The 24,007-nt window shown below is 67.4% G+C and carries 21 protein-coding genes; 11 read left to right on the top strand and 10 right to left on the bottom strand.

The window, feature by feature from the left end; genetic code table 11:
• Positions 1 to 297 precede the first annotated feature (297 nt).
• Positions 298 to 1,356: an NAD(P)-dependent alcohol dehydrogenase gene (locus QMX81_RS11435; RefSeq protein WP_152152225.1), complete on the bottom strand. Its 1,059-nt coding sequence runs from the start codon at positions 1,354 to 1,356 to the stop codon at positions 298 to 300.
• Positions 1,357 to 1,463: 107 nt separating this feature from the next.
• Between QMX81_RS11435 and QMX81_RS11430 the strand changes: the two genes are divergently transcribed.
• Positions 1,464 to 2,348, top strand: a complete 885-nt coding sequence (locus QMX81_RS11430) for a LysR family transcriptional regulator (RefSeq protein ID WP_282261582.1) — start codon at positions 1,464 to 1,466, stop codon at positions 2,346 to 2,348.
• A 39-nt stretch (positions 2,349 to 2,387) separates the two neighbouring features.
• On the opposite strand, the gene QMX81_RS11425 is transcribed toward QMX81_RS11430, so the two are convergent.
• Entirely contained in the window at positions 2,388 to 2,648 is a 261-nt protein-coding gene (locus QMX81_RS11425) for a hypothetical protein (RefSeq protein ID WP_121039761.1), read from the bottom strand.
• A gap of 123 nt (positions 2,649 to 2,771) precedes the next feature.
• Between QMX81_RS11425 and QMX81_RS11420 the strand changes: the two genes are divergently transcribed.
• Genes QMX81_RS11420 through fghA form a run of 3 tightly spaced genes read left to right on the top strand, consistent with a single transcriptional unit; the run spans position 2,772 to position 5,091 of the window.
• Complete coding sequence (locus QMX81_RS11420) at positions 2,772 to 3,047, top strand: metal/formaldehyde-sensitive transcriptional repressor (protein ID WP_019183747.1); 276 nt, start codon at positions 2,772 to 2,774, stop codon at positions 3,045 to 3,047.
• Positions 3,048 to 3,102: 55 nt separating this feature from the next.
• On the top strand, positions 3,103 to 4,212 hold the full coding sequence (locus QMX81_RS11415) for an S-(hydroxymethyl)glutathione dehydrogenase/class III alcohol dehydrogenase (protein WP_121039758.1): 1,110 nt from the start codon (positions 3,103 to 3,105) through the stop codon (positions 4,210 to 4,212).
• Between the two features lie 48 nt (positions 4,213 to 4,260).
• On the top strand, positions 4,261 to 5,091 hold the full coding sequence (gene fghA / locus QMX81_RS11410; protein WP_152152220.1) for an S-formylglutathione hydrolase: 831 nt from the start codon (positions 4,261 to 4,263) through the stop codon (positions 5,089 to 5,091).
• A gap of 42 nt (positions 5,092 to 5,133) precedes the next feature.
• Here fghA and QMX81_RS11405 read toward each other — a convergent pair whose 3' ends face one another.
• Together QMX81_RS11405 and QMX81_RS11400 are read right to left on the bottom strand one after the other, a co-directional pair.
• Entirely contained in the window at positions 5,134 to 5,772 is a 639-nt protein-coding gene (locus tag QMX81_RS11405) for a hydrolase (RefSeq protein ID WP_152152218.1), read from the bottom strand.
• A gap of 120 nt (positions 5,773 to 5,892) precedes the next feature.
• Positions 5,893 to 6,762, bottom strand: coding sequence for a pirin family protein (locus tag QMX81_RS11400; RefSeq protein WP_282261552.1), 870 nt, complete (start codon positions 6,760 to 6,762; stop codon positions 5,893 to 5,895).
• Between the two features lie 121 nt (positions 6,763 to 6,883).
• Between QMX81_RS11400 and QMX81_RS11395 the strand changes: the two genes are divergently transcribed.
• Both QMX81_RS11395 and QMX81_RS11390 read left to right on the top strand, forming a co-directional pair.
• The gene (locus tag QMX81_RS11395) at positions 6,884 to 7,789 is read left to right on the top strand and encodes a LysR family transcriptional regulator (protein WP_336619087.1); all 906 of its coding nucleotides are present in this window, start codon (positions 6,884 to 6,886) and stop codon (positions 7,787 to 7,789) included.
• A 103-nt stretch (positions 7,790 to 7,892) separates the two neighbouring features.
• On the top strand, positions 7,893 to 9,326 hold the full coding sequence (locus tag QMX81_RS11390; protein ID WP_282261548.1) for a diguanylate cyclase: 1,434 nt from the start codon (positions 7,893 to 7,895) through the stop codon (positions 9,324 to 9,326).
• 70 nt (positions 9,327 to 9,396) lie between these two features.
• Here QMX81_RS11390 and QMX81_RS11385 read toward each other — a convergent pair whose 3' ends face one another.
• Entirely contained in the window at positions 9,397 to 9,843 is a 447-nt protein-coding gene (locus QMX81_RS11385) for a universal stress protein (RefSeq protein WP_282261546.1), read from the bottom strand.
• A gap of 148 nt (positions 9,844 to 9,991) precedes the next feature.
• Between QMX81_RS11385 and QMX81_RS11380 the strand changes: the two genes are divergently transcribed.
• From QMX81_RS11380 to QMX81_RS11365, 4 genes are all read left to right on the top strand, one after another.
• Entirely contained in the window at positions 9,992 to 10,906 is a 915-nt protein-coding gene (locus QMX81_RS11380; RefSeq protein WP_121039741.1) for a LysR family transcriptional regulator, read from the top strand.
• A gap of 180 nt (positions 10,907 to 11,086) precedes the next feature.
• On the top strand, positions 11,087 to 12,628 hold the full coding sequence (locus tag QMX81_RS11375; RefSeq protein ID WP_121039738.1) for an MFS transporter: 1,542 nt from the start codon (positions 11,087 to 11,089) through the stop codon (positions 12,626 to 12,628).
• A gap of 17 nt (positions 12,629 to 12,645) precedes the next feature.
• Entirely contained in the window at positions 12,646 to 13,701 is a 1,056-nt protein-coding gene (locus tag QMX81_RS11370) for an HlyD family secretion protein (protein ID WP_121039735.1), read from the top strand.
• Positions 13,702 to 13,703: 2 nt separating this feature from the next.
• Positions 13,704 to 15,203: an efflux transporter outer membrane subunit gene (locus QMX81_RS11365; RefSeq protein ID WP_282261532.1), complete on the top strand. Its 1,500-nt coding sequence runs from the start codon at positions 13,704 to 13,706 to the stop codon at positions 15,201 to 15,203.
• On the opposite strand, the gene QMX81_RS11360 is transcribed toward QMX81_RS11365, so the two are convergent.
• The 5 genes from QMX81_RS11360 to QMX81_RS11340 all read right to left on the bottom strand — a co-directional run bounded on the left by QMX81_RS11360 (position 15,176) and on the right by QMX81_RS11340 (position 20,050).
• On the bottom strand, positions 15,176 to 15,514 hold the full coding sequence (locus tag QMX81_RS11360) for a hypothetical protein (protein WP_121039729.1): 339 nt from the start codon (positions 15,512 to 15,514) through the stop codon (positions 15,176 to 15,178). The two genes, QMX81_RS11365 and QMX81_RS11360, sit on opposite strands and share 28 nt — an antisense overlap.
• 112 nt (positions 15,515 to 15,626) lie before the next feature.
• Complete coding sequence (locus tag QMX81_RS11355) at positions 15,627 to 16,571, bottom strand: DegV family protein (RefSeq protein WP_282261528.1); 945 nt, start codon at positions 16,569 to 16,571, stop codon at positions 15,627 to 15,629.
• An 89-nt stretch (positions 16,572 to 16,660) separates the two neighbouring features.
• Positions 16,661 to 17,293: a DsbA family protein gene (locus tag QMX81_RS11350; RefSeq protein WP_282261589.1), complete on the bottom strand. Its 633-nt coding sequence runs from the start codon at positions 17,291 to 17,293 to the stop codon at positions 16,661 to 16,663.
• A 73-nt stretch (positions 17,294 to 17,366) separates the two neighbouring features.
• On the bottom strand, positions 17,367 to 18,647 hold the full coding sequence (locus QMX81_RS11345; RefSeq protein ID WP_282261526.1) for an amidohydrolase family protein: 1,281 nt from the start codon (positions 18,645 to 18,647) through the stop codon (positions 17,367 to 17,369).
• Positions 18,644 to 20,050, bottom strand: a complete 1,407-nt coding sequence (locus QMX81_RS11340) for an amidohydrolase (protein ID WP_121039717.1) — start codon at positions 20,048 to 20,050, stop codon at positions 18,644 to 18,646. The genes QMX81_RS11345 and QMX81_RS11340 overlap by 4 nt, the downstream gene beginning before the upstream one ends.
• Positions 20,051 to 20,302: 252 nt before the next feature.
• On the opposite strand from QMX81_RS11340, the gene QMX81_RS11335 reads away from it, so the two are divergent.
• The gene (locus QMX81_RS11335) at positions 20,303 to 23,884 is read left to right on the top strand and encodes an autotransporter serine protease (RefSeq protein ID WP_282261522.1); all 3,582 of its coding nucleotides are present in this window, start codon (positions 20,303 to 20,305) and stop codon (positions 23,882 to 23,884) included.
• Positions 23,885 to 24,007 lie beyond the last annotated feature (123 nt).

The following is a 24,007-nucleotide window of genomic DNA, read 5'->3' as shown; positions in this document are numbered from 1 at the left end:
GGGCGCCCAGGCCCTTTCCGGCAAATGGCCCCCGGCGTCGGCCTGCGGCCGCCCCCTCCTCCTTTATTTTGCCTCCAAGGGCATGGGCGCCCAGCGCCCGACCCACCGACCAGCGCCCCACGCTTGGCTTCCCCCTGCTTACCGCACGCCGAGGCCCGTAGCGGCCGGTATGCCCCTGGGCAAAGCACAGGAGGAGGCCGCTCCGCGGCCTGGGGACATTTGCCAAGGGCACACGCGTACAGCTGACAAAAAAAACCCCGGCATTGCCGGGGTTTTTCATGTGTGGCTGCGCCGGGATCAGGCCGCCTTTTCCAGCGTGGCCATATCGATCACGAAGCGGTAGCGCACATCGTTCCTGGCCATGCGCTCCCAGGCCTCGTTGACGCTCTTGATGTCGATCACTTCCACATCGCTGACGATGTTGTGCTCGGCACAGAAGTCCATCATCTCCTGCGTTTCGGCCATGCCGCCGATCGCCGAGCCGGTGATGTGCTTGCGGCCGAACATCACCGAAGCGCCCATCAGCGGCGGATCCAGTTCGGTCAGCACGCCGACCAGGCACATCGTGGCATCGCGCTTGAGCAGGGACATGTACGGGTTGGTGTCGTGGCTGACCGGGATGGTGTTGAGCAGGAAATCGAAGCTGCCCGCATGTGCCTTCATCTGCGCCGGATCGCGCGAGACCAGCACCTCGTCGGCCCCCAGGCGCTTGGCATCGGCACCCTTTTCCGGGGTGGTGGTGATCATCACCACGGTGGCGCCCATCGCCTTGGCGAACTTCACGCCCATGTGGCCCAGGCCACCCAGGCCGATCACGCCCACCTTCTGGCCGGGGCCGACCTTCCAGTGGCGCAGCGGCGAATAGGTGGTGATGCCGGCGCACAGCAGCGGCGCGGCGGCCTTGAGGTCGAGCGTTGCGGACACCTTCACCACGAAGCGCTGCTCGACCACGATGTGGTCGGAGTAACCGCCGAAGGTCGGCTGGCCGCTCTCGCGCTCGGTGCTGTTGTAGGTGAAGGTCGCGCCCTTCTCGCAGTACTGCTCCAGGTCTTCATCGCAGGCGGCGCAGTGGCGGCAGGAATCGACCATGCAGCCGACGCCGGCGAAGTCGCCGACCTTGAAGCCGGTGACGTTGGCGCCGACCTCGGTCACGCGGCCGATGATCTCGTGGCCCGGCACCATCGGGAACTTGGAACCACCCCAGTCGTCACGGGCCTGATGCAGATCGGAGTGGCAGATGCCACTGAAGAGAATCTCGATGCGCACGTCATCGGGACCGGCCGGGCGGCGTTCGAAGGAGAACGGCACCAGCGGTGCGGTCTGGTCGTGCACCGCATAACCATGGGCGAGGGACATGGGGGAATCCTTGGCAGGTTTGTAGAAAGGCGCTTTACAATACGCCCCGATCCCGTGCACAGACAGTCAGGATATCGGCATGATTCATCAAGTGAAACGGGATAATCATGGCCACTGACAACCTGACCCATCTGGCAGCCTTCGCCGCCGTGGCCCGCCACCGCAGCTTCCGCAAGGCGGGGGCCGAGCTGGCTCTGTCCACCTCGGCGGTCAGTTATGCGATACGCGCGCTGGAAGAGCGCCTGGGCGTGGGCCTGTTCCACCGCACCACCCGCAGCGTCGCCCTCACCGAAGCCGGCCAGCGCCTGCTCGAACGCCTGCAGCCTGCGTTGGGGCAGGTGCATGACGCGCTGGAGGAGATGAACCATTTCCGTACCGCACCGGCCGGCCTGTTGCGCATCAATGCCACCCGCGCCGCCGTCCAGACCCAGCTCGGCCCGCGCTTGGCGAAGTTCCTGCTGGCCCATCCGGATGTGCGTCTGGAGCTGGCCCAGGATGACGGTCTGGTGGATATCGTCGCCGGCGGTTACGACGCCGGTGTGCGCCTGCATGAATCGGTACCCGAAGACATGGTCGCCGTGCCGCTCGGGCCGGCACTGCGCGGCTTGATCGTCGGTGCGCCGGCCTACCTTGAAGGACGAGAGATACCCCGGCATCCGCGCGATCTGATCCGCCACGAGTGCGTGCGGTTCCGCTTCGCCAGCGGCCATCTGTACAAGTGGCAGTTCGAACGCGATGGCCAGGCGCTGGAAATCGATGTGCCGGGGCGACTCACCCTCGGCGATCAGAACACCATCCTGCAGGCGGTGGTGGACGGGCTAGGGTTGGCCTACGTGCTGGAGGATTCCGCGCGTCCGTATCTGGACGACGGTCGGCTGGTCGCCGTGCTGGAGGACTGGAGTGAACCGTTCGCGGGCTTTGCGGTGTATTACCCGCGGCAGCGGCAGATGTCATCCGCGCTTCGGGCGTTCATTGATCTGCTGCGCGGGTAGGTCAGCGCCTGGGCCTGCCAGGCTGATGCCACGAACGGGTCAGCAGCGCAGCCTGCGCCAACCCAGTGCAATGAGACTCACGGCAGCAGCCACGAGCAGCGCGCCGGCAACCGTCTGTCCGGCCGCGTATCCATCGGCATAGGCCGCTGCCTGTCCCGTGGTGCCTGCGAGCGGCGATGACAGCACATGCATGGCGCGAAGCAGCAACGCACCGCCGGCAAGGAGGAAAAGGTAAGGGAACACTGCGCGTCGCGTTGGCATCCGAAGGTGAACCTGCATGGCAAATGTGATGTCGTCCATGACGCCGGCTGGCACGTGCGGCGTTCTGCCTGGATTGTTCATGTCAAGCGGAACGCCTGTCAATGGCCTGGATGCTTCGATCCTGTATACTCACCCCCAGTATAGTTAACTGGCCTTTGCCCCATGCCCCATTCACCGCAGGAAAAAAAGCGCGTTCTCGCCCGGGTCCGTCGGATCCGTGGTCAGTGCGATGCGCTGGACCGCGCGCTGGAGGCCGGGGCCGAGTGCGGGCCGGTGCTGCAGCAGATCGCCGCAATCCGCGGTGCCGTCAACGGGCTGATGTCCGAAGTGATGGAAGCGCATCTGCGCGAAGAGTTCGGGCAGCCGGCCCAATCCGATGCGCAGCGCGACGAGCGCGTGCGCGAGATGAGCATGCTGATCCGGTCCTACCTCAAATGAGTGCGCGGACGACCGCGTGCTGCCACATTCTGTTCCCTGCCTTGGAGTGCTCCCCATGAAATCCCGTGCTGCCGTTGCCTTCGCCGCTGGCGAACCGCTCAAGATCGTCGAGATCGACGTCGCTCCGCCGCAGAAGGGCGAAGTGCTGGTCAGGATCACCCACACCGGCGTCTGCCACACCGATGCGTTCACCCTGTCCGGCGACGATCCGGAAGGTCTGTTCCCGGCCGTGCTCGGCCATGAAGGTGCCGGCATCGTGGTCGAAGTGGGCGAGGGCGTCACCAGCGTCAAGCCGGGCGACCACGTCATCCCGCTGTACACCGCCGAGTGCGGCGAGTGCCTGTTCTGTACCTCGGGCAAGACCAACCTGTGCGTGGCCGTGCGCGCCACCCAGGGCAAGGGCGTGATGCCCGATGGCACCACCCGCTTCAGCTACAACGGCGAGCCGATCTACCACTACATGGGCTGCTCCACCTTCAGCGAGTACACCGTGGTGGCTGAAGTGTCGCTGGCCAAGATCAATCCGGAAGCCAACCCGGAACACGTCTGCCTGCTCGGCTGCGGCGTGACCACCGGCATCGGCGCGGTGCACAACACCGCCAAGGTGCAGGAAGGCGATTCGGTGGCGGTGTTCGGGCTGGGCGGCATCGGCCTGGCGGTGATCCAGGGCGCGCGCCAGGCCAAGGCCGGCCGTATCTTCGCGATCGATACCAACCCCTCCAAGTTCGAACTGGCCAAGCAGTTCGGCGCGACCGATTGCATCAACCCGAAGGACCATGACAAGCCGATCCAGCAGGTCATCGTGGAGATGACCACGTGGGGCGTGGACCATACCTTTGAATGCATCGGCAACGTCAACGTGATGCGCGCGGCGCTGGAATGCGCGCACCGTGGCTGGGGCCAGTCGGTGGTGATCGGTGTGGCCGGCTCGGGCCAGGAAATCTCGACCCGTCCGTTCCAGCTGGTCACCGGCCGCTCCTGGAAGGGCACGGCCTTCGGCGGCGTCAAGGGCCGTACCCAGCTGCCGGGCATGGTCGAAGATGCGATGAAGGGTGACATCGAGCTGGCCCCGTTCGTGACCCACACGATGGGCCTGGACGAGATCAACGACGCGTTCGATCTGATGCACGAAGGCAAGTCGATCCGCTCGGTTGTGCATTTCTGAGCCACTACGGGCGGCGCGTGGTCCGCGCCGCCCCTACGGAGAATCACCATGGAACGCATCGAACATCGCGCCGCATCCGGCGGTTGGCAGGACGTGTACCGCCACACATCGCAGGTGCTGGGCTGCGACATGAACGTCGCCGTGTATCTGCCGCCGCAGGCTGCCACGCAGCCACTGCCGGTGCTGTACTGGCTCAGCGGGCTGACCTGCAACGAACAGAACTTCATCACCAAGGCCGGTGCGCAGCGCTACGCCGCCGAGCATGGCGTGATCCTGGTCGTGCCGGACACCAGCCCGCGCGGCGATGACGTCGCCGATGCCGAAGGCTACGACCTGGGCAAGGGGGCGGGTTTCTATTTGAACGCCACCGAGCAGCCGTGGGCGGCGCACTACCGCATGTACGACTACGTGGTGGAGGAACTGCCGGCATGGATCGAGGCGCATTTCCCGACGACGGGCGCGCGCAGCATCAGTGGCCACTCGATGGGCGGCCATGGTGCGCTGGTGATCGCATTGAAGAATCCGGGCCGCTACAGGAGCGTCTCGGCGTTCTCGCCGATCGTCGCGCCGACCCGCGTGCCGTGGGGCCAGAAGGCCTTTGCCGCGTACCTCGGCGAGGACCGCGCCAGTTGGGCGGCGTGGGATGCCAGCGAGCTGGTCGCCACCGCGACCGAGCGCCTGCCGTTGCTGGTGGACCAGGGCGGTGGTGATGAGTTCCTCGACACCCAGCTGCAGCCGCAGTGGTTGCAGGCGGCCTGCACGGCGGCCGGTCATCCGCTGACGCTGCGCCTGCAGCCCGGTTACGACCACAGCTATTACTTCATCAGCAGCTTCATCGGCGAGCACATCGCGCATCACGCCAAGGCGTTGCACGGGTGATGCCCGCCCAACGGCCACGCGGGAGCGTGGCCGTTGCGTCGCTCATTGGCGATCGTAGGAGAACTGGATGCCGGCAGTGCCGCCCGTCTGGATGAAAAGATCCATGAACGCCGGCACCGTGTCCTGGCGCTGCCAATCGCGCTGCAGCTCACAGAACAGCTGAGGCACGCTGATCATCCTGCCGCCGGCCTGTTCGATGCGGCGCAGGCCCGCGTCATGCGCGGCCAGGGAGGTGCCGCCAACGGCATCGACCACGACGTACACCTCGTAGCCCTCCTTCAAAGCATCCAAGGCGGGGAAGGTCAGACAGGCTTCGGTCCACAGGGCGGTCATGATCAGCTTGCGGCGCCCGGTGGCCTGCACCGCTTCGCGGAACGCGGTGTCTTCCCACGCGTTGATCGTGGTGCGGTCGTAGGTGGGATGGTCGGCCAGCACCTTGCGCAGCTGCGGAATCGGCGGTTTGTTGAGGCCGCTGCGCACATTGACCGTGGAATGCACGAGCGGCAGCCCGTAGGCGACGGCGGCCCTGGCGGTGCCGACGATGTTGTTGACCAGCAACTGCCGGTCCATCGAGGCGATCGAGTTCACCTGCACCGGCTGGTAGTCGATGATGATGAAGGCGGCGTTCTGCGGGGTCAGCAGGTGATCGGTGACAGGGTCACGGATGGGTTCGCTTGCCATGGGAATACTCCTGGGCGTGGGGAGGCCGCTGGGCGGCCGGGTCATGGCGATGGCAACGACCATCGCCATGGAGGACGGGGGATGCGTCAATCGCGCTGTGAATCCAGCACTTCGCCGGGATCACGTGTGCGCGATCTGGCCGAAGCGGCCGCCATTGAAATCGGCGAAGGCCTGGCGGATGTCGTCCTGGCTGTTCATCACGAAGGGCCCATAACCGACGATCGGCTCGTCGATCGGTTCGCCACTGAGCACCAGCACCGTGGCATCGCTGTTGGCCTCGATCCGCAGGGCGCTGCCATCGCGATCAAGCATCACCAGCTGCGCCTCGTGCACGGCCTGGCTGCCATTGACCTGCACGCTGCCGCGCAGCACGACCAGGGCGACGTGGCGCCCCTCGGGCACCGGCAGGTGGGTGCTGTGCCCCTGGAGCAGCCGCAGGTCCCACACATCCATCGGTGTGAAGGTGCGCGCGGGGCCACGCTGGCCGTCGAACTCACCGGCGATCACGCGCACGCGGCCCGCCTGGTCCGGCAAGGCCACCGACGGAATCTGCCCGTCCAGCAGGGTCTGGTAGCCAGGCGCGGCCATCTTGTCGTTGGCCGGCAGATTTACCCACAGCTGCACCATCTCCAGCGTGCCGCCGGTGCGGGTGAAGGCGGGGGAGTGGAACTCTTCATGCAGGATGCCGGAGGCGGCGGTCATCCACTGCACATCGCCCGGGCCGATGGTGCCGCCGGCGCCGGTGGAGTCGCGATGCTCGACCTCGCCCTCATAGACGATGGTGACCGTCTCGAAGCCGCGGTGGGGATGCTGGCCAACGCCGCGGGGCTGCGCGGCCGGGGTGAACGCCATCGGACCGGCGTAGTCCAGCAGCAGGAACGGGCTGACCTGCTGGCCGTGGCTGGAATAGGAAAACAGGGTCCGGGCCGGGAAGCCGTCGCCCACCCAATGCGCCTTCGGGGCGCTGTAGATGCCGAGAATCTTCTTCATGTCGTACTCCTCCGGGGCCAGGCCCCTGTCTGATGGAGGAGATGATGGATTCAGGACACTGGCGCCGGTAGTCGGCAGAATCTATCCTCATAGTCCTATCTGGTGAACGCTGGTGGCGGCCGTGCAGGATCTCAATGACCTCTACTATTTCGCCCAGGTGGTCGATCACGGCGGTTTCGCGCCGGCGGGGCGGGCGCTGGGCGTGCCCAAGTCGAAACTCAGCCGCCGGGTGGCGCTGCTCGAAGCGCGGCTGGGGGTGCGCTTGATCCAGCGTTCGACGCGGCACTTCTCGGTTACCGAGGTCGGCCAGACGTTCTACGCGCACTGCAAGGCGATGCTGGTGGAAGCCGAAGCTGCCCAGGAAGCGATCGAACTCACCCGCAGCGAGCCGCGCGGCATTGTCCGGGTGGCCTGCCCGGTCGCGCTGCTGGACACGCGTGTCGGCGAGATGATCGCGGCCTTCCTGGCGCAATGCCCAGGGGTGGAGATACAGCTGGATGCCACCAACCGCCGGGTCGATCTGATTGCCGAGGGCATCGATATCGCGATCCGGGTGCGGCCACCGCCGCTGCAGGACACCGAGCTGGTGATGCGTGTGCTGGCCGAGCGCAGCCAGTGCCTGGTCGCCAGCCCGGCGTTGATTGAGCGGCTGGGCCTGCCGCAGGTGCCGGCCGATCTCGCCGCACTGCCGAGCATGGAACTGGGCCTGCCGCAGAACGAGCACGTCTGGAATCTGTTCGGCCCGGACGGCACGCGCGCGGACATCCATCATCGGCCGCGTCTGGTCACCCGCGGCATGCTGACCCTGCGCGCAGCCGCGGTGGCGGGCGTGGGCGTGGTGCAGCTGCCGCGGATGATGGTGTGCGACCAGATCGCCGCAGGCACGCTGGTGCATGTGCTGCCCGCGTGGGCGCCACGGCGGGAGATCATCCATGCGGTGTTCCCCTCACGGCGCGGACTGCTGCCCTCCGTACGCGCGCTGATCGATTTCCTGGCGGAACGTTTCCAGCAGCTCGAGGAAGAATAGCCGCCGCTGCCCGGCGCCCTGCCGCGCGCACGCCGTCAACGCGGGATGAATTGATCCCCAGGTGCCGGGCAACCTTGTATGTTGGTCGCAACGCCGCATCGGAATGGGACGCCGCATGGTGGTCTGGCTGTCGGTGCTGTACCTGCTGTGCCATGGCATCGCGCTGGTGCTGCTGCCCGCGCATGCGCTGCCGGTGTCCTATGCGTTCCTGATCGGGGCGCCCCTGCTGGCAGGGCTGGCCTGTGTGTGGCGGGGGCGCCGCAGCGCGTCGATCGTCGGCTGGGTCGCGATGGCGCTGGGCATGGGGTTGTGGGCGGCCGGCATGGTGCTGAACATGTATCAGGAGGTCGGGCGCGGCAATGCCGATGCGACGCCGGGGCTGAGCATGCTGCTGTATGTGCTGTACGGCGTGCCGCTCACGTTCGCGATGGCCCATCCCCGGCAGGAGCCGTGGTATCTCAGTCTGATCGATGCGCTGCTCGCGCTGCTGCTGGGCTACCTGTTCTTTGTCTACACCTTCTCGTTCGCCACGCTCAGCGATGCGGGCGAGGACGGGATCGCACACCTGCGGCTGATGTTCGATGTGGAGAACATCTTCATCGCCGGCTTTGCACTGCTGCGCTGGCGGGCGAGCGAAGATCCCTCGCGGCGCGTGTTCTTCCGCACGTTGTGCGTGTTCGCCTGGGTGTACCTGGGCGTTGCCGCGTACATCAACCATGTCGAGACCGAGGACAGCTACGGCGGCTTGGGCGATCTGCTGATCGATGTGCCGTTCCTGTTGCTGGCGATCATGGCGCTGCGGCCTTCCCGAGGCAGTGAAGTGCGTGTGCCGCGCGCGCTGGTGATGGCCGTTCGCGCCGGGAGCCCATTGATCCTGGCACTGTCGTTGATGGTGGTGTCGGCATTGATGGTCCGCGAGCATCCCTATCTGGCCGTGGCCGGGTTTGCATTGGCCACCGTGGGGTCGGGCCTGCGCAGCGTGTTGATGCAGATGCGTTCGTTCGCGCGGCAGGACCAGCTCGATGCGCTGTCGCGGATCGACAGCCTCACCGGCCTGGCCAACCGACGCCAGTTCGACCAGAGTCTGCGTGACGCGTGGGAGCGGGCGCGGCGAAGCGGGCAGGGCATTGCGCTGCTGATGGTCGATATCGACTGCTTCAAGGCGTTCAACGACCGCTTCGGGCACCCGGCCGGCGATCAGTGCCTGCGCCTGGTCGCTGCAACGTTGGCGGGGTGCGCGGTGCGCAGCACGGATCTGGTTGCCCGTTATGGCGGTGAGGAATTCGCCGTGGTGGTGGCATCGACGCCGCTGGAGGGCGCCCCTGCACTCGCCGAGCGCATGCGCCATGCGGTGGAGCAGCTGCAGTTGCCATCGGCTGAGCCGGGACGACCGGTGACGATCAGCATCGGCGTCGGGACCGTGCCGAGGGTGTTGGAAGCTGATCCTGCCGAGCTGCTGGCGGCGGCGGATGCCGCGCTGTACGCCGCCAAGCGGGGCGGGCGCAATCGGGTGGACGCGGGCGGCGAACCGGGCTGAGCGCGATCAGCGCCCGCCGCCGGGCCAGGGCACGGCCGCGGCCGATGGTTGACCGCACGCCGGGGTTCGCTCAGGCATCGCCACCGCGCACTTCCACCAGCACCGGGCAGGGCGCATGGTCCACCGTCCATTGCCCTACAGAGCGGTCCAGCAGGCGTTCCAGCCGCGACAGGTGGCGATGGCCGATGACGATCAGGTCGCAGCCGTGCTGGCGGGCATGGTCGCAGATCACCTGCGCCGGCTCGCCGGCCGGGTGGTGGCCTATGCCGTCGATACCGCGCTCGCGCAGGCTGTTCAGGGCGGTGGCAAGCAGGCGCTGCGCCTGGTGGACCTGGTCATCGGCGGCCGGATATTCGGCATGGTCGGCGCGCGGCGCGTCATCGGCCAGCGCGAAGGCGGGGTCCAGCACGCACAGCAGGTGCAACCGGGTGGAAGGCCCTGCCAGCGACCCGGCCAGGGCCAGTACCTGGGCGTGCTGTGGGCCGCCATCCAGGGCGACGAGGATCTTGGTGAACATCGGCATTCTCGGCAGAGGGGGCGCTAGGGTGGCGCACCGTCGGCGCTGGACCCATGCCGTGCGCCGCAGCGGAGCCGTGCGTTTGGCGCACCAATCCGGGTTTTGGATTGCAGTAAAGTCACCGCCACACGTTGAAGGTGATACTGCCGTGACCATGCCCGATCTGAACCTGCTCATTGCCCTGGATGCCCTGATCGAGGAGGGCAGCGTCGTGGGCGCGGCGCGGCGGATGAACCTCAGTGCCCCGGCGATGAGCCGTACCCTGGGCCGCATCCGCGAGGCGATCGGCGATCCGGTGCTGGTCCGCGCCGGCCGTGGCCTGGCCCCGACCCCGCGCGCGCTGCAGCTGCGTGAGCAGGTGCGCGGGGTGATCGAGCAGGCCCACCTGGTCTTCAACGCCGGCCGCGAGGTCGACATGCTGACGCTGGAGCGCACCTTCAGCATCCGCGCCAACGATGTGTTTGTCGGCACTTATGGGGGCCGCATGCGCGAGCTGTTCAAGGCGCAGGCGCCGTGTTCGGTGCTGCGGTTCGTGCCCGAGGGCGATGGGGACGACGATGCGATGGCGCAGGGCCGGATCGATCTGCACATCAGTGCTGTCAGCAAGCTGAGCGCCGATACCAAGGTGCAGAACCTGTTCAGTACCTCGTTTTTCGGTGCCGCCCATGAGGGCCACCCGATCTTTGCCGGGGAGATCACTGCCGAGCGCTTCGTGGCCTTCGACCACATCGCCGTATCGCGCCGTGGCCGCTGGTATGGCCCGATCGATGAGGACCTGGAAGCACTGGGGCTGACCCGGCGCGTCGCGCAGATCATGCCGACCTTCCACTCGGCGATCTTCGCCGCGGCCGATTCGGACCTGATCCTGCCGCAGATGCCCAGCGTGATGCTGGGCCGGCTGGAACGCCTCGGGGTGCCGCTGCGCCTGTTCGAACTGCCGATTCCGGTCCGCAGCGCGATTGTCGTGCAGGCATGGCATCCCCGCCTGGACAGCGATCTGGCGCATCGCTGGCTGCGTCGCAGCATCAAGGCGATGTGCGACGCGGAGTCCACGCAGGCCTGACGCACTGCGGCCACGGCCGCCTGCACGGCAACCGGTGAGGCGTGCGTGGGATGCACGCCAGCGATGGCCGGCGCAGCATTTTTCGCAGCATCGGCGCTGCCTAGACTGCCGCTCCCCGTCGTGGAGTGGCCCCATGTCCGTGTTGTTCCCGCTGCATCCCCGATACCCGGGTGGTGTTCGATGACTGCTGTTGCCGCCCCGTTGCCGGCAGCAACTGCCGTGCCAGCTGCACCGCCTGCGCAGGCGGTGTTTGGCCTGCGTCTGGCCGTGGGCCTGTGCGGCGTGCTGCTGGCTGTACTGATCTCCGGTATCAACGAAAACGTCACCAAGGTCGCGCTGGCCGACATCCGGGGCGCGATGGGGTTCAGTGTCGATGACGGCAGCTGGATCATCGCGCTGTACACGGCGATGTCGGTCAGCGCGATGGCGTTTGCGCCGTGGTGTGCGGTGACCTTTTCGCTGCGCCGCTTCGCACTGGTGATGATCGGCGCCTTCATGGTGCTGGGCGTGCTGTGTCCGTTCGCACCGGATCTGCCCTCGTTGCTGATCCTGCGCGCGCTGCAGGGGCTGGCGGGCGGCGCGCTGCCACCGCTGCTGATGAGCGTGGCGCTGCGCTTCCTGCCGCCGGGCATCAAGTTGTACGGCCTGGCCGGCTATGCGCTGACGGCCACGTTCGGGCCGAGCCTGGGCACACCGATGGCCGCGCTGTGGGTGGACTACGTGGGGTGGCACTGGGCGTTCTGGCAGATCGTGCCGTGGTGTGTGGCCGCGCTGGGCATGGTGGCCTGGGGCCTGCCGCAGGACCCGCTGCGGTGGGAGCGTTTCGCGCAGTTCAACGGGGTCGGCCTGGCGCTCGGGTTCCCTGCGCTGGTGATGCTGGTGATCGGCCTGGTGCAGGGGCCGCGCCTGGACTGGTTCGCCTCGCCGTTGATCTGCCTGCTGCTCGGCGGTGGTACCGGCCTGTTGGCGCTGTTCTTCTACAACGAATGGTCGCACCCGCTGCCGTTCTTCAAGCTGCAGCTGCTGGCCAACCGCAATCTGAGCTACGCGCTGATCACGCTGGGTGGCGTGCTGTTCGTGCTGTTGGCGGTGATCATGATTCCCTCCAGCTTCCTGGCCAAGGTGCAGGGCTACCGGCCGCTGCAGACCGCGCCGATGCTGCTGTGGGTCGCTTTGCCGCAGCTGATCGCGCTGCCGCTGGTGGCGACCCTGCTCAATCAGCGCCGGGTGGACAGCCGCTGGGTGCAGGCGGTCGGCCTGGGCCTGCTGGCGTTGGCCTGTGGCCTGGGTGCGCAGCTGACCACCGATTGGCACCGCGACAACTTCGTGTGGCTGCAGGTGATCCAGGTCATCGCCCAGCCGATGGCGGTGCTGCCGCTGCTGATGCTCGCCACCGGCAGCCTGGCGCCGACCGATGGCCCCTTCGCCTCAGCGTGGTTCAACACCGTCAAAGGCTTCGCCGCGGTGCTCGCCGGTGGCCTGCTCGAGGCGGTCACCACCGCGCGCAGCCATCTGCACTCGACCGCGCTGGTTGACCGGATCGGCAACGCGACCTGGCTTGATGTCACCACTGTGCCAGGGCTGGGCGCACGCCTGCATGCGCAGGTGGTCGCGCTGACCTCGGCCGATCTCTATCTCCTCGTCGCGTGGGTGGCGGTGGCGCTGATCGCGCTGATTCCGTGGCTGCCCACACGCATGTATCCGCCACGTCCCGTGGCTTGAATTCAAGGAATTCCCCTGTGTCCCTGCATCGCAACTCCGTTCCCTTCGTCATCGCTGCCGGCCTGCTGCTGCTCGCCGGTGGCGCCGGGTGGCTGCTGCACGATGGCCGCCATCAATCCACCAACAACGCCTATGTCACCGCGGACTTCACCGTGGTCGCGCCGAAGATCGCGGGCTTCGTCAGCGAGGTCTGCGTGCAGGACAACCAGACGGTCAAGGCCGGCGATGTGCTCGCGCGCATCGATGACCGCGACTATCAGGTAGCGCTGGCGGCCGCGCGTGCCGATCTGGCCAATGCACGGGCGCAACTGGCCAATGCGCAGGCCGCGCTGGCGCAGCAGGGTTCGGTGATCGATCAGGCCCAGGCCAGTGTGGACGTCAGCCGCGCCGAGCTCAGCCTCGCCCAGGCCGATCAGCGCCGCTATCACGCGCTGGCCAGCGACGGTGCCGGCACCGTGCAGAACGCACAGCAGGCGCAGTCGCGCCAGGCGGTGGCCAGCGCGCATCTGCAGCAGGGCACGGCCGCCGTGCTCAATGCGCGTCAACGCACCGCGCTGCTGACCGCCAGCGTGCAGTCCGCGCAGGCCGCCGTGCAGCGGGCCGACGCCGCACAGGCCCGTGCCGAACTGGATCTGTCGCATACCGAGCTGCGTGCGCCGATCGATGGCATGGTCGGCCGCCGCGCGGTGCGCGTGGGCGCTTACCTCACCCCGGGCACGCCGGTGCTCGCGGTGGTGCCGCTGCAGCAGGCATTCGTCGTCGCCAACTTCCAGGAAACGCAGATGACGCGCATGCACGCTGGACAGCGCGTAGACGTGCAGGTGGATGTGTTCCCCGGCCAGCCGCTGCACGGCCGGATCGACAGCATCGCCCCGGCCACCGGGGTGACCTTCGCTGCGATCGCGCCGGAGAACGCCACCGGCAACTTCACCAAGGTGGTGCAGCGGATACCCGTGAAGATCGTGCTCGACGAAGGCCAACCGCTGGCCGGCAAGCTGCGCGCCGGCATGTCGGTGGAGGCGCGCGTGGATCTGGACAGCGGCGCGCGTGGGCTGCCGGGGGAGGGCGCATGATGATGCGGCAGACGTTGCGCCTGATGGCGGGCAGCGCGCTGTGCACCGCACTGGCCGCCTGCACCCTCGGCCCGGATTTCGTGCGGCCCGAGGTCAACCTGCCAGTGCAGTGGGAGGGCAGCGTGATCACCTCGGCGGCCTTCGCTGATGACGCGGCGTGGTGGAACGGCTTCGAGGATCCGCTGCTGGCGGCACTGGCGAGCCAGGCCATGCAGGCCAATCTGGATGTGCAGCTGGCCGCCAACCGCGTCGCGCAGAGCCGCGCGCTGCGCGGAATCAGTGCCGCCGACCGCGCCCCGGCCGTCGGCGCGACGGTCGGGGCCACCCGTGCGCGCAACAGCGAAGTGGGGTTGAACGATCCGTCCGGCAATGCCGGGCGCGAAGTCTACGGGCTGTTCCAGGCCGGTATCGGCCTGAGCTGGGAGCTGGATCTCTGGGGTCGTGTGCGGCGCCAGGTGGAGATCGCCGATGCCCGCGTGCAGATGGCCAACGAAGACTGGCACGCGGTGCAGACCGCGGTGATGGCCGAAACCGCCGGTACCTATCTGCAGCTGCGCGCGACGCGTCAGCTGCTGGCGATCACCGAGGACAACCTGCACATCGCCCGTGACGTGCAGCGGCTGACCCTGGCCCGCCAGCAGCAGGGCGTGGCGACCACCTTGCAGGTGGCCAGTGCGGCCGCACAGGTGGCAGCGCTGGAGGCGCGGGTGGCGCCATTGCAGCATCGGCAATCGCAGCTGCGCAATGCACTGGCCCTGCTGCTGGGGCGCTCACCGCAGGCGCTGGACGCACAGCTGGAAAACGCACGGCGCGATTGGCCGGCATTGCCCGGCATGGCGGCTGGCCTGCCCAGCGACCTGGTCGAGCGCCGCCCGGACATCCGCCGCGCCGAAGCGGCCCTGCACGCGGCGACGGCTGGCATCGGTGTGGCCAAGGCCAACTTCCTGCCGCGCATCACCCTCACTGGCGATGCCGGCTTCCAGGCCAAACAGCTCGACGACCTGGACGGCTGGAACGCCCATCGTTTCAGCATCGGTCCGGCGATCAGTCTGCCGATCTTCCAGGGCGGCAGGTTGAAAGCGAACCTCGCTCTGAGCCGGTTGCAGCAACGCCAGGCCGCGCTGCAGTTCCAGAAGACGGTGCTGCAGGCGTGGCACGATGTGGACGATGCGATGGACGGTTACAGCGCGGAGCAGCGACGCGGGCAGGCGCTGCAGGTGGCGGTGGAGGAAAGTGATCGTGCCTTGGTCGCTGCGCGTCGTCAGTACCAGGAAGGTGTGATCGACATGCTGGACGTGCTGACCACCCAGCGCATTGCGCTGGACAACCAAGCGGCGCTGGCCGGCAGCCAGGCGGCGGCCGCGATCGCCCGGGTGGATCTGTATCGCGCGCTGGGCGGTGGGTGGGACGATGGCGATGCCGGCGCGGCGCTCGCTGGCAGCGCGTCGGCTGCCAGCGGGGCGGGCAACATGGCTCAACGTACGTTGCGCAGTTCCCAGTGACTGCCGGCCAGCATGCGCAGGCGCTGCTTGAACACGTCGCTGTCGATGCTGGTGGTGGCGCAGAGGTTGATCCGCAGATCATCCTGCGCGCCGGTCACGGTAGCGGCCGGATCGGTCACGCCCCACTGCGGGTCGACCGCGTCGGGATCGTCCTGCTTGGCGCGCCAGCGGTCGAACAGCACCGTGGTACGCAGGGCAGTCTGAAGTTCCTCGGCCAACCCTGCCGCGCCTTGGGCGTGGAAGGACAAGTCCGGATCGTTGCCGCGTGCCTTGGCCGGGTCCGGCAGGCTGATGTCATAACTAACTGGCATGGTTACCTCCATTGAATGCGGCAAGGCTGGCAGAGACGCGGTGCAATCCGCGTGCAGAACCAGCGGCCGTGCCCGGATCGTGGCATGGCCGCTGCGATGCTGACCAGTGCGCTCAGCCGCTGAAGGTATGTGGGCCGTCGGCGAAGCCGATCGTCACCGCGCCCTTGCCCACGTTGACCATGCCGGTCAGGCTCATCACCGCCTCGAACACATCCACGCCATGCGCCTGGCACGTCTCGCGCAGCGCGGTATAACCGGGCAGGGCCTGCAGGTCGGCCAGCTCACCGCCGTAACTGATGCACACCGTTGGCGTCATCAGGCCGGTCTTGACGCGCTGCCCGACGAAATCGAACAGCTTCTGCACGGCGTTGTCGAAGCCCTTGATCTTGGCCACCGGGCCGGTCTCGCCGCGGTAGCCATGCAGCACCGGCTTGATGTCCAGCGCGCTGCCCAGCGCCGCGCTGATCAGGCCCACGCTGCGGTCGCCCTTGTGCCGTGCGCGGGCGCGCATGTAGTACAGATCACGGGTGATCATGTAGCCGTGCACGTTGTGCGCCAGCAGCTCCAGCCGCTCGCGGATCTGCTGCACGCTTGCACCGCTGTCGCGCAGGCGCACCGCTTCCACCGCGGTCACGCCCTGGGCGGCGAACAGGTTCTGGGTATCGAGCACGCGCAGCGCGAACGGCGAGTTGAAGCCTGCCGCCTGCCGCACCGGCTTGTAGTCGTTGAGGATCGCGAAGCTGGCCTGCATCGCGTTGTCGTGGATCGGGCTGCGGGTCTTGGTGATCGTCATGCAGAACACATGGTCGTAATCGATCACCAGCTTGCCCAGGAACAGGTCCCGGATCTGGTTGACGCTGAACGGAATGGTCTCCGCTTCGGCGCCGTGCTCGGCCACATGGGCATGCAGAAAGCTCAGTGTCGCCTGTTCGTCGCGATGGTCGGCCAGCACGGCCTCGCCGATGCGGACGGTGATCGGCAGCAGCACGATGTTGTGTTGTTCAATGAAATCCTGCGGCAGATCGCACGCAGAGTCGACCACGATTCCGATGCGCATCCTGTGCCCCTCCGGCAGGTTGTAGGTTCGGAAACGTGAACGCTATCGCAAAACGGCTCGGCTTGCCTGACCGGGGAGCCGACCCGGGCTCAACGGCTGCGTTCCACGGCCACCGGCAGGTCCTGGATCCGCGCCCATTCGCCCGTCTCGAGCAGGCCTGGATCGGCCAGCACCGCCTGCATCAGCGGGTGGGCGTCGTTGCCCCAGAACAGCTCGCTGCCGATCGCCAGCGTCGGGACGCCGAACACGCCGGCCGCCAAAGCCGCATCCGTGTTGCGGCGTAGCGCTTCCTTGACCGACGGCTCACTGATTGCTGCAGCGACATCGGCGATGTCCAGCATCGCGCCGGGCAGGGCGAGCGCGGCCGCACTGTCACCGGCGTGGCCGTCGCGCCAGATCCAGTTGAACAGGAGGTCGACCGTCTCGTGGGTGGCCCCCGCGGCCAGACACAGGCGCAGGGCGGCCAGCGGATTGAACGGGTGGCCCGGCGGAAAGCGCAGCGTCACCCCGGTGCTGCGGGCCTGCCACAGCGCCTGCCGATAGGTGAACAGTCGTTTGGCGGGGATCTCGGCAGGGCCCAGATTGCCCAGGTGGTGCAACACCGCGCCGAAGGCGATCGGCACCGGAACAATGCTCTTGAACTGCGGCAGGGCCTTGAGCTGCTGCCAGTGCAGGTAAGCGAACGGTGAGACGAAATCGAAATACCAGCGCAGGGCCATGATCGGGTGCTCACGTTGCGGGACGGCAATGCCGCCGGATGCAGGGCCGCCGCAGGCAGCGGCCCTGTGCAGGGACTCAGCGCGAGTATGCGCGCGGTTCGCTCGACGCCGGCGCCTGGTAGCGGTCGCGCAGCTCGGTCTGGCGCGACCGCATCGGCATCGCGCGGCCGCCCAGCCAGACCTGCTCGGCGTAATGCCCGACATCCAGCGGATCGCCTTCCCACAGGACCAGATCGGCCAGCTTGCCCGGCTCGATGGTGCCAAGCCGGTCGCCGATGCCCAGCGCCTGCGCCGGCACCCGGGTCAGGCCCGCCAGGCCATCCTCCCAGGGCAACCCGTTGGCCACTGCATTGCCGGCCAGCTGGCGCATCTTGCGCGCGTTGTGCGAGGCATCATCGCGCTGGGCGAAGCTGACCGGCACGCCGGCCGCCTTCAGTCGCGCCGCGTTCTGCAGGGTCGCGCCGAGCTGGTCGAAGCTGCTCGGCAGATTGCCCAGCCCATCCACGAACACCGGCACGCCGGCCTGGGCCAGCTGCGGGGCAAGACGCCACGCCTCGGCACCGCCGGCGATCGCGATCTTGACCTTCTCGCGGGCGGCCAAGCGCAGCAGCTGACGAATATCGGCCGCGCGGTCGACCTGCACCACGATCCGGCCGTGGCCGGCCAGGTAGCGCGCCAGCGTGGCGCGTCCGGCAGGTGTGAGCAGGGCATGCGGAGAGTCTGCGGGCACGCGGCCACGCGCCTCGCTGACCATCTGTTCCAGCAGCATCCACTGCGCGGCACGCGAGGTGCCGGTCAACTCTGCGCCGGACGCACCGAGGCGGATGAACAGCGCCTGCGGACCGACCGGGTCGGCGCTGCCGTCCAGCCGCATCACGCCGCCCTGGCCGGCGATGAAGCCGCCGCCGGTGTTCGCCCCGAGCAGGGTGAAGCCGATGCCATCCAGCCGCGCCACCGGGATCAGCACCGAGTCCGGATTGAAGGCCAGGGTGACGTCGAATTCCGGGCGCAGCGGCTGGTCTTCCAGTTTGAGCGTGCTGTCGACCGTGGCCGATTCGCCGGACACTTCTTCGATACCAATGTCGGTGATGCCGCCGAACAACGCCGGGGTAAGCGGCTTGCCCGCGGCCTCCACCACGGCCACGCCGGCCGGCGCCGACAGGCCCGGACCGACGGCACGGATCACGCCGCCCTGGATCAGCACATCGCTGTGTTCCAGGCTGCCGCGCGCGGCGGCGGTATGCACGGTGGCGTTGCGGATCAGCAGATCCTGCGCGAACAACGCCGGTGCAATGCAGGCACCGGCGAGCAACAGCAGAGCCTGCGGAAGCAGGCGCATGGCGACGCGGCGGCTCATGGGCGTGCCTCCTGGCCGAGCATGAAGTCCGACAGCGGCTGCCGCCTCACGTCCTGGCGGTCATAGACCTGATGGCCATCGACGTAGACCTTTTCGGCGAGTGCGTAGGAACTGAACGGGCTGCCGTTCCAGACCACCACATCCCCCATCTTGCCGGCCTCCAGGCTGCCGGTCTGCTTCTCCACGCCCAGCGAGCGCGCTGCGTTGGAGGTGAGCCACATCATGGCGCGCTCCGGGGCGATCTCTATGCCGGCGCGGCGTGCGTTGGCGATCACCTTGGCCGCTTCCTGGTTCAGGCGCTGGATGCCCTCCGGGGAATCGGAATGCACGATCGCGCAGCTGTTGGCCGGCCGGTCGACCAGGGCGATGTTGTCCTGGATCCCATCGAACGCCTCCATCTTGAAGCCCCACCAGTCGGCCCACAGCGCACCGCACACGCCTTCCTCGGCGAGCCGGTCGGCCAGTTTGTAGGCCTCCACCGCGTGGTGGAACGCGGCGATCTTGAAGCCGAATTCCTTGGAGAGATCCAGCATCGTGGCCATCTCATCGGCGCGGTAGCAGTGGATGTGCACGCGGATGTCGCCCTGGATGGCGCCGGCCAGCGTATCCAGTTTGAGATCGCGCTTGCCGCCACTGTCACCGGCGCTGTCGCCCTTGTCATCGCCACTGAACCAGCGCTTCTTCTTCGGCTGCTTGGGGGTGTTCTTGGCGATGTATTCGCTGGCATCGATGAAGGCCGCGCGGTAACCGGCGACGTTGCCCATGCGCGTGCCCGGCGCGGTGCCCTTGCCGCCGTAGACGCGCTTGGGGTTCTCGCCGCAGGCCATTTTCAGGCCCCACGGCGCGCCGGGAAACTTCATGGCCTGGTAGGTCGTTGCGGGGACGTTCTTCAACGTCACCCCGCGGCCGCCGACCAGGTTGGCCGAGCCGGGCAGCACCTGCATCGAGGTCACGCCGCCGGCCAGTGCCGCGGCAAAGCCGGGGTCCTGCGGCCACACCGAGTGTTCGGCCCAGACATTGGCGGTGACCGGCGCGGTCATCTCGTTGCCGTCGCTGTGGGCGCTGACGCCCGGGCTGGGATACACGCCCAGGTGCGAGTGCACATCGATGATGCCGGGGGTGACCCACTTGCCCTGGCCGTCGACGCGGACCGCATCGGCCGGTGCACTCAGGCCGGTGCCGACCGCTGCGATGCGGCCGCCCCGCAACAGCACATCGGCGTTGTCCAGGCGCACGCCGGTGCCGGTGAGCACCGTGGCGTTGCTGATCAGCACCGGCGCCGAGGCGATCGGTGCGTAGGTGCTGGGGTAGGGATCCTGGAGGAAACGCGACGCGGCGGGCGCCGGCGCGGACACGATCGACATCAATGCCAGGCCAACGCCGACGCTCAACAACTTCTGCATGGTTCTCCCCCAAGCCGCATGGACACAATTCTTCGACGCTATCCGGGACGCGGGTGCTTTGCCAAGTGACCTTTTGCATAGTTTTAGCAAATGAGATCTAGCACTGTTACGAGAAGCAATTGTGAACTTTTCATGAACTTTTCGGGTAGGCTCAAAGAGAGCGTTGGGCCGACCTGCACCGGCGGCAACGTGGTGGTGTCCACCTAGTTTCAGACCCTGTACCTAGAACCAGATCAAGGAAGTTTCCTGTTCATGACTCTGCACTCGAAGTCCCGCGCGGCCTCTCGTCGCCTGTCGCCGACCCTGCTGGCCTCGGCCATCACAGGCACCCTTTTCGCCGCCATCGTCGCCCCGGCCATGGCCAGTCCCGCCAGCGATGTCCTGGACCGTTACCAGCAGCAGCGCGCCGAGCAGGCCGCGGTAGGCCGCAATCAGCAGAGCACCTCGCTCGCGGCCATGTTCGCCGCACCGATCGGCGCTCCTGGCCAGAACATGTCCCTTCCCAGTCCGCGCGTCAGCGCCGAGGCCGCCAGCCCTATCCTGGGCAAGCCGGGTGATGTGGCAAGTTGGCATAGCGATGAATTCAACGCCGATTGGGGCTTGGCTGCGATGGGGGCCGATTACGCCTACGCACGTGGGCTGACCGGTCAGGGCGTGCGCCTGGGGGTGTTCGATTCGGGCTCTGCTCTTGCCCATGACGAGTTCGCCGGGCGCAACACCTCCAGCATCACCATCGGCAACGGCGGCTGCGCCGACCCGAGCATCGTGGCCGGCGAAGGTGCCTGCGGCAGCACCCGCGGCGACCAGCCCGGGTACAACTACTACGGCCTGGGGCCCGGCGTGCCTCCAGCGCTTGCCGACCGCCTGATCGCCGCGGGCCAGCCATATGGTTTCAGCTACGCCGACCACGGCACGCACGTGCTGGGGACCGTGGGTGCAAACCGCGATGGCACCGGAATGCATGGTGTGGCATTTGGTGCCAACCTGACGGCAGCCCGTGTCTTCGGCGATACGTATTACGAATGGCGCCTTGACCCGGACAACTTCTACAGGCCACGTGCGCTGTATCGCACGGACCCGGATGATGTGGCGACACTGGACATGTACGCACAAGCCGAGGCACAGGGCGTGCGCGTTCTCAACCACAGCTGGGGCATCTCGACCCGGCACGCGACGGTAGGCAGTCTGGACACGCAGTACGCTGCAATCGGTGCGGACTACGGTGTTTACGGCAGTATCTATGGTGAGACGGAGGGTGCATCGGGTTCCAAGCTGATCCAGGTATGGTCGGCAGGCAACTCAGCCGGGGGCATGGCCGGCATCACGGCCGCATTGCCGCGCTGGAACCCTGAGATCGAGCCGTACTGGCTGGCCGTTGCGAACGTCCGTCGCCCCACTGTTGGGGAAACGGACTACGTCATTGATGCCAGTTCCAGCATCTGCGGTGCTGCTGCCAACTGGTGCCTGTCCGCGCCGGGTACCAACATCGCCAGCACCATTGTGTCCGGCGAGATCAACGGTCGCATGGAGCTGACCGAGGACTACCTGCGTTTCTTGATCGAAAGCGAAGCGCCCGAATATACCTACGGCTACAAGACCGGTACCTCGATGGCGGCACCCCATATCACGGGTGCGCTTGGTCTGCTGATGGAGCGCTTCCCGTACCTGGACAACGCGCAGGTACGCGACGTGTTGTTGACCACCGCGCGTGATCTGGGCGCGCCGGGCGTGGATGCGATCTACGGTTGGGGCATGGTCGATCTGAAGACCGCCATCGAAGGCTACGGCATGCTGCGCGTGGACACCGACGTGGTCATGAACCAGAAGGCCGGCGGCCTGAAGGTGTGGGAAGGCGATGCATGGGACGACTGGACCAATGACATCGGCGGCCCGGGCAAGCTGACCAAGTCCGGCATCGGCTGGCTGCGTCTGAGCGGCGACAACCGCTTCAACGGCGCCATCGTGCGTGACGGCATGCTGGAGCTGGACGGCGCCAACGCACTGACAGGGTCGGTCGACGTGCAGGGCGGCCAGTTCCTGCTCAACGGCAGCCTGGTGTCCACCACGCTCAACAGCCTGGGGGGCAGCAGCGTGATCTCCACCACCGGCGTGCTCGAGGGTTCGGCACTCAATGTGACCGGTGGTTCGGTCACCTTCAATGGCCTGCAGCAGGACGCCGGCACCACCGTCGGCAGCGGCGGCAGCTTCGTGCTCAATGGCCGTCTGGTCGACAGTACGCTGATCTCGGCCGGCACCACTGGGGTCAATGCCGGTGCGCTGCTGGACGGGTCAGACCTGCTCGTCACCGCCGGCACCGTGTCCTTCAACGGCGTGCAGCAGGATGGCTCGACCGTGGTCGGCGCAAAGGGCACGCTGAAGGGCGTGGGTACGCTGGGCAGCACGCGCGTCGAGGGCATCATCGCGCCGGGCAACTCGATCGGCACGCTGACCATCAACGGCGATTATGTGCAGACCGCCAGTGGCGTCTACCAGGCCGAGCTGGCCCCGGGCAGCCGCAGCGATCTGCTGCGCGTCACCGGCACCGCCACGCTGGATGGCACCTTGAAGGCCCTGCCGGAAGCCGGCGTGTACTACCTCGGCGAGCAGTTCAACTTCCTGCAGGCCGCCGGTGGCATCAACGGCCAGTTCGCCACGACCGACTTCTCGGCCTTCTCGCCGTTCCTGACGTTCAGTCTGGGCTACAGCGCCAATGGCCTGCGCATCGACGTCGCCCGCGGCAACGCACTGTCCAGCGCCGCGGTCACGCCGAACCAGATCGCCGTGGCCACCAGCGCCGATGGCCTGGCCATCAACCAGGGCCTGCCCAAGCCGCTGACCCAGCTGTTCCCGGCCCAGGTTGGTGCGGCACTGGATGCGCTGAGTGGTGAGCTCCATGCCGCCACGCCGATGGCGCTGGTGGAAAGCAGCCGCTACCTGCGTGATGCGGCGCTGAGCCGTGCCGTGGGCGCGCGCTCGCCCGGCGCCGCTGATGAGGCCGCCGGTGGCGGGGCGTGGGTGCAGGCGATCGGCGGCAGCGGCAAGCTCGATGGCGATGCCAATGCCGCGCGCACCGATTCCAACAGCAACGGTCTGCTGGTCGGTGCCGATCATGTGTTCGGCGGGGGTTGGCAGGTCGGCGGGCTGGTCGGTACCGGCCGGACCGACATCAAGCAGGCGGCCGGTCGCGGCGCCCGTTCGGAGATCGACAACACCCACTTTGGCGCCTACGTGGGCAACCAGTGGGGGGCGTTCGGTCTGCGCGCCGGTCTGGGTTATTCCCGTCATGACGTGGACAGCAAGCGTCAGCTGACGTTTGCCGGCTACCAGGACGCGCTGTCGGCCACGTACGACGCCACCACCCGCCAGGGCTTCATCGAAGGCGCGTACCGCTTTGGTGGGCGCGAAGCTGGCCTGGAGCCGTACCTGCAGTTCGCGCGCGTTGAAGTGGACGTGGACCGCATCTCCGAACAGGGCGGCGCTGCGGCACTGAACGGCCAGGTCGCCGACACCCGCACCAACGTGGCGACCGCCGGTGTTCGCTTTGACAAGGGCCTGAAGACGTCCTGGCAGCAGGAAAGCTGGCTGCACGTCCGCGGTGGCCTCGGCTACCGTCGTGCCTCCGGTGACCGCAGCCAGGTCGCCGATCTGGCCTGGACGGGCGGCAGCAGCTTTGCTGTCAGCGGTGCGGCGATCGCCGACAACGCCGTGGTGGCCGAGCTCGGCCTGTCGGCCTGGCTGAGCCCGCGCAACCAGCTGGAACTGGGTTACAACGGCACCTTCGGTGATGACGCCCGCGACCGCAGCGTCACCGCGCGCTGGTCCGTGCAGTTCTGACCCAGCGCTACCGGTAAACGGAAAAAGGCGGCCATTGGCCGCCTTTTTCTTGCCCGCCGCTGCAAGATCGCGATCGCCACTTGCGCCGCGATCGTCCAACGTGGAATGGTCGGACTGGCGCGG

The organism is Stenotrophomonas sp. PS02301, assembly GCF_029959485.1.
GTDB classification, from domain to species: Bacteria; Pseudomonadota; Gammaproteobacteria; order Xanthomonadales; family Xanthomonadaceae; genus Stenotrophomonas; species Stenotrophomonas maltophilia_Z.
Note: the sequence above shows the minus strand (reverse complement) of the source record. Positions and strands in the feature narration are given on the sequence as shown.

Coding starts and splice junctions, on each gene's coding strand:
- QMX81_RS11435 (WP_152152225.1), bottom strand. CDS start 1,356: ATGTCCCTCGCCCATGGTTATGCGGTGCACGACCAGACCGCACCGCTG.
- QMX81_RS11430 (WP_282261582.1), top strand. CDS start 1,464: ATGGCCACTGACAACCTGACCCATCTGGCAGCCTTCGCCGCCGTGGCC.
- QMX81_RS11425 (WP_121039761.1), bottom strand. CDS start 2,648: ATGGACGACATCACATTTGCCATGCAGGTTCACCTTCGGATGCCAACG.
- QMX81_RS11420 (WP_019183747.1), top strand. CDS start 2,772: ATGCCCCATTCACCGCAGGAAAAAAAGCGCGTTCTCGCCCGGGTCCGT.
- QMX81_RS11415 (WP_121039758.1), top strand. CDS start 3,103: ATGAAATCCCGTGCTGCCGTTGCCTTCGCCGCTGGCGAACCGCTCAAG.
- fghA (WP_152152220.1), top strand. CDS start 4,261: ATGGAACGCATCGAACATCGCGCCGCATCCGGCGGTTGGCAGGACGTG.
- QMX81_RS11405 (WP_152152218.1), bottom strand. CDS start 5,772: ATGGCAAGCGAACCCATCCGTGACCCTGTCACCGATCACCTGCTGACC.
- QMX81_RS11400 (WP_282261552.1), bottom strand. CDS start 6,762: ATGAAGAAGATTCTCGGCATCTACAGCGCCCCGAAGGCGCATTGGGTG.
- QMX81_RS11390 (WP_282261548.1), top strand. CDS start 7,893: ATGGGACGCCGCATGGTGGTCTGGCTGTCGGTGCTGTACCTGCTGTGC.
- QMX81_RS11385 (WP_282261546.1), bottom strand. CDS start 9,843: ATGTTCACCAAGATCCTCGTCGCCCTGGATGGCGGCCCACAGCACGCC.
- QMX81_RS11375 (WP_121039738.1), top strand. CDS start 11,087: ATGACTGCTGTTGCCGCCCCGTTGCCGGCAGCAACTGCCGTGCCAGCT.
- QMX81_RS11365 (WP_282261532.1), top strand. CDS start 13,704: ATGCGGCAGACGTTGCGCCTGATGGCGGGCAGCGCGCTGTGCACCGCA.
- QMX81_RS11360 (WP_121039729.1), bottom strand. CDS start 15,514: ATGCCAGTTAGTTATGACATCAGCCTGCCGGACCCGGCCAAGGCACGC.
- QMX81_RS11355 (WP_282261528.1), bottom strand. CDS start 16,571: ATGCGCATCGGAATCGTGGTCGACTCTGCGTGCGATCTGCCGCAGGAT.
- QMX81_RS11345 (WP_282261526.1), bottom strand. CDS start 18,647: ATGAGCCGCCGCGTCGCCATGCGCCTGCTTCCGCAGGCTCTGCTGTTG.
- QMX81_RS11340 (WP_121039717.1), bottom strand. CDS start 20,050: ATGCAGAAGTTGTTGAGCGTCGGCGTTGGCCTGGCATTGATGTCGATC.
- QMX81_RS11335 (WP_282261522.1), top strand. CDS start 20,303: ATGACTCTGCACTCGAAGTCCCGCGCGGCCTCTCGTCGCCTGTCGCCG.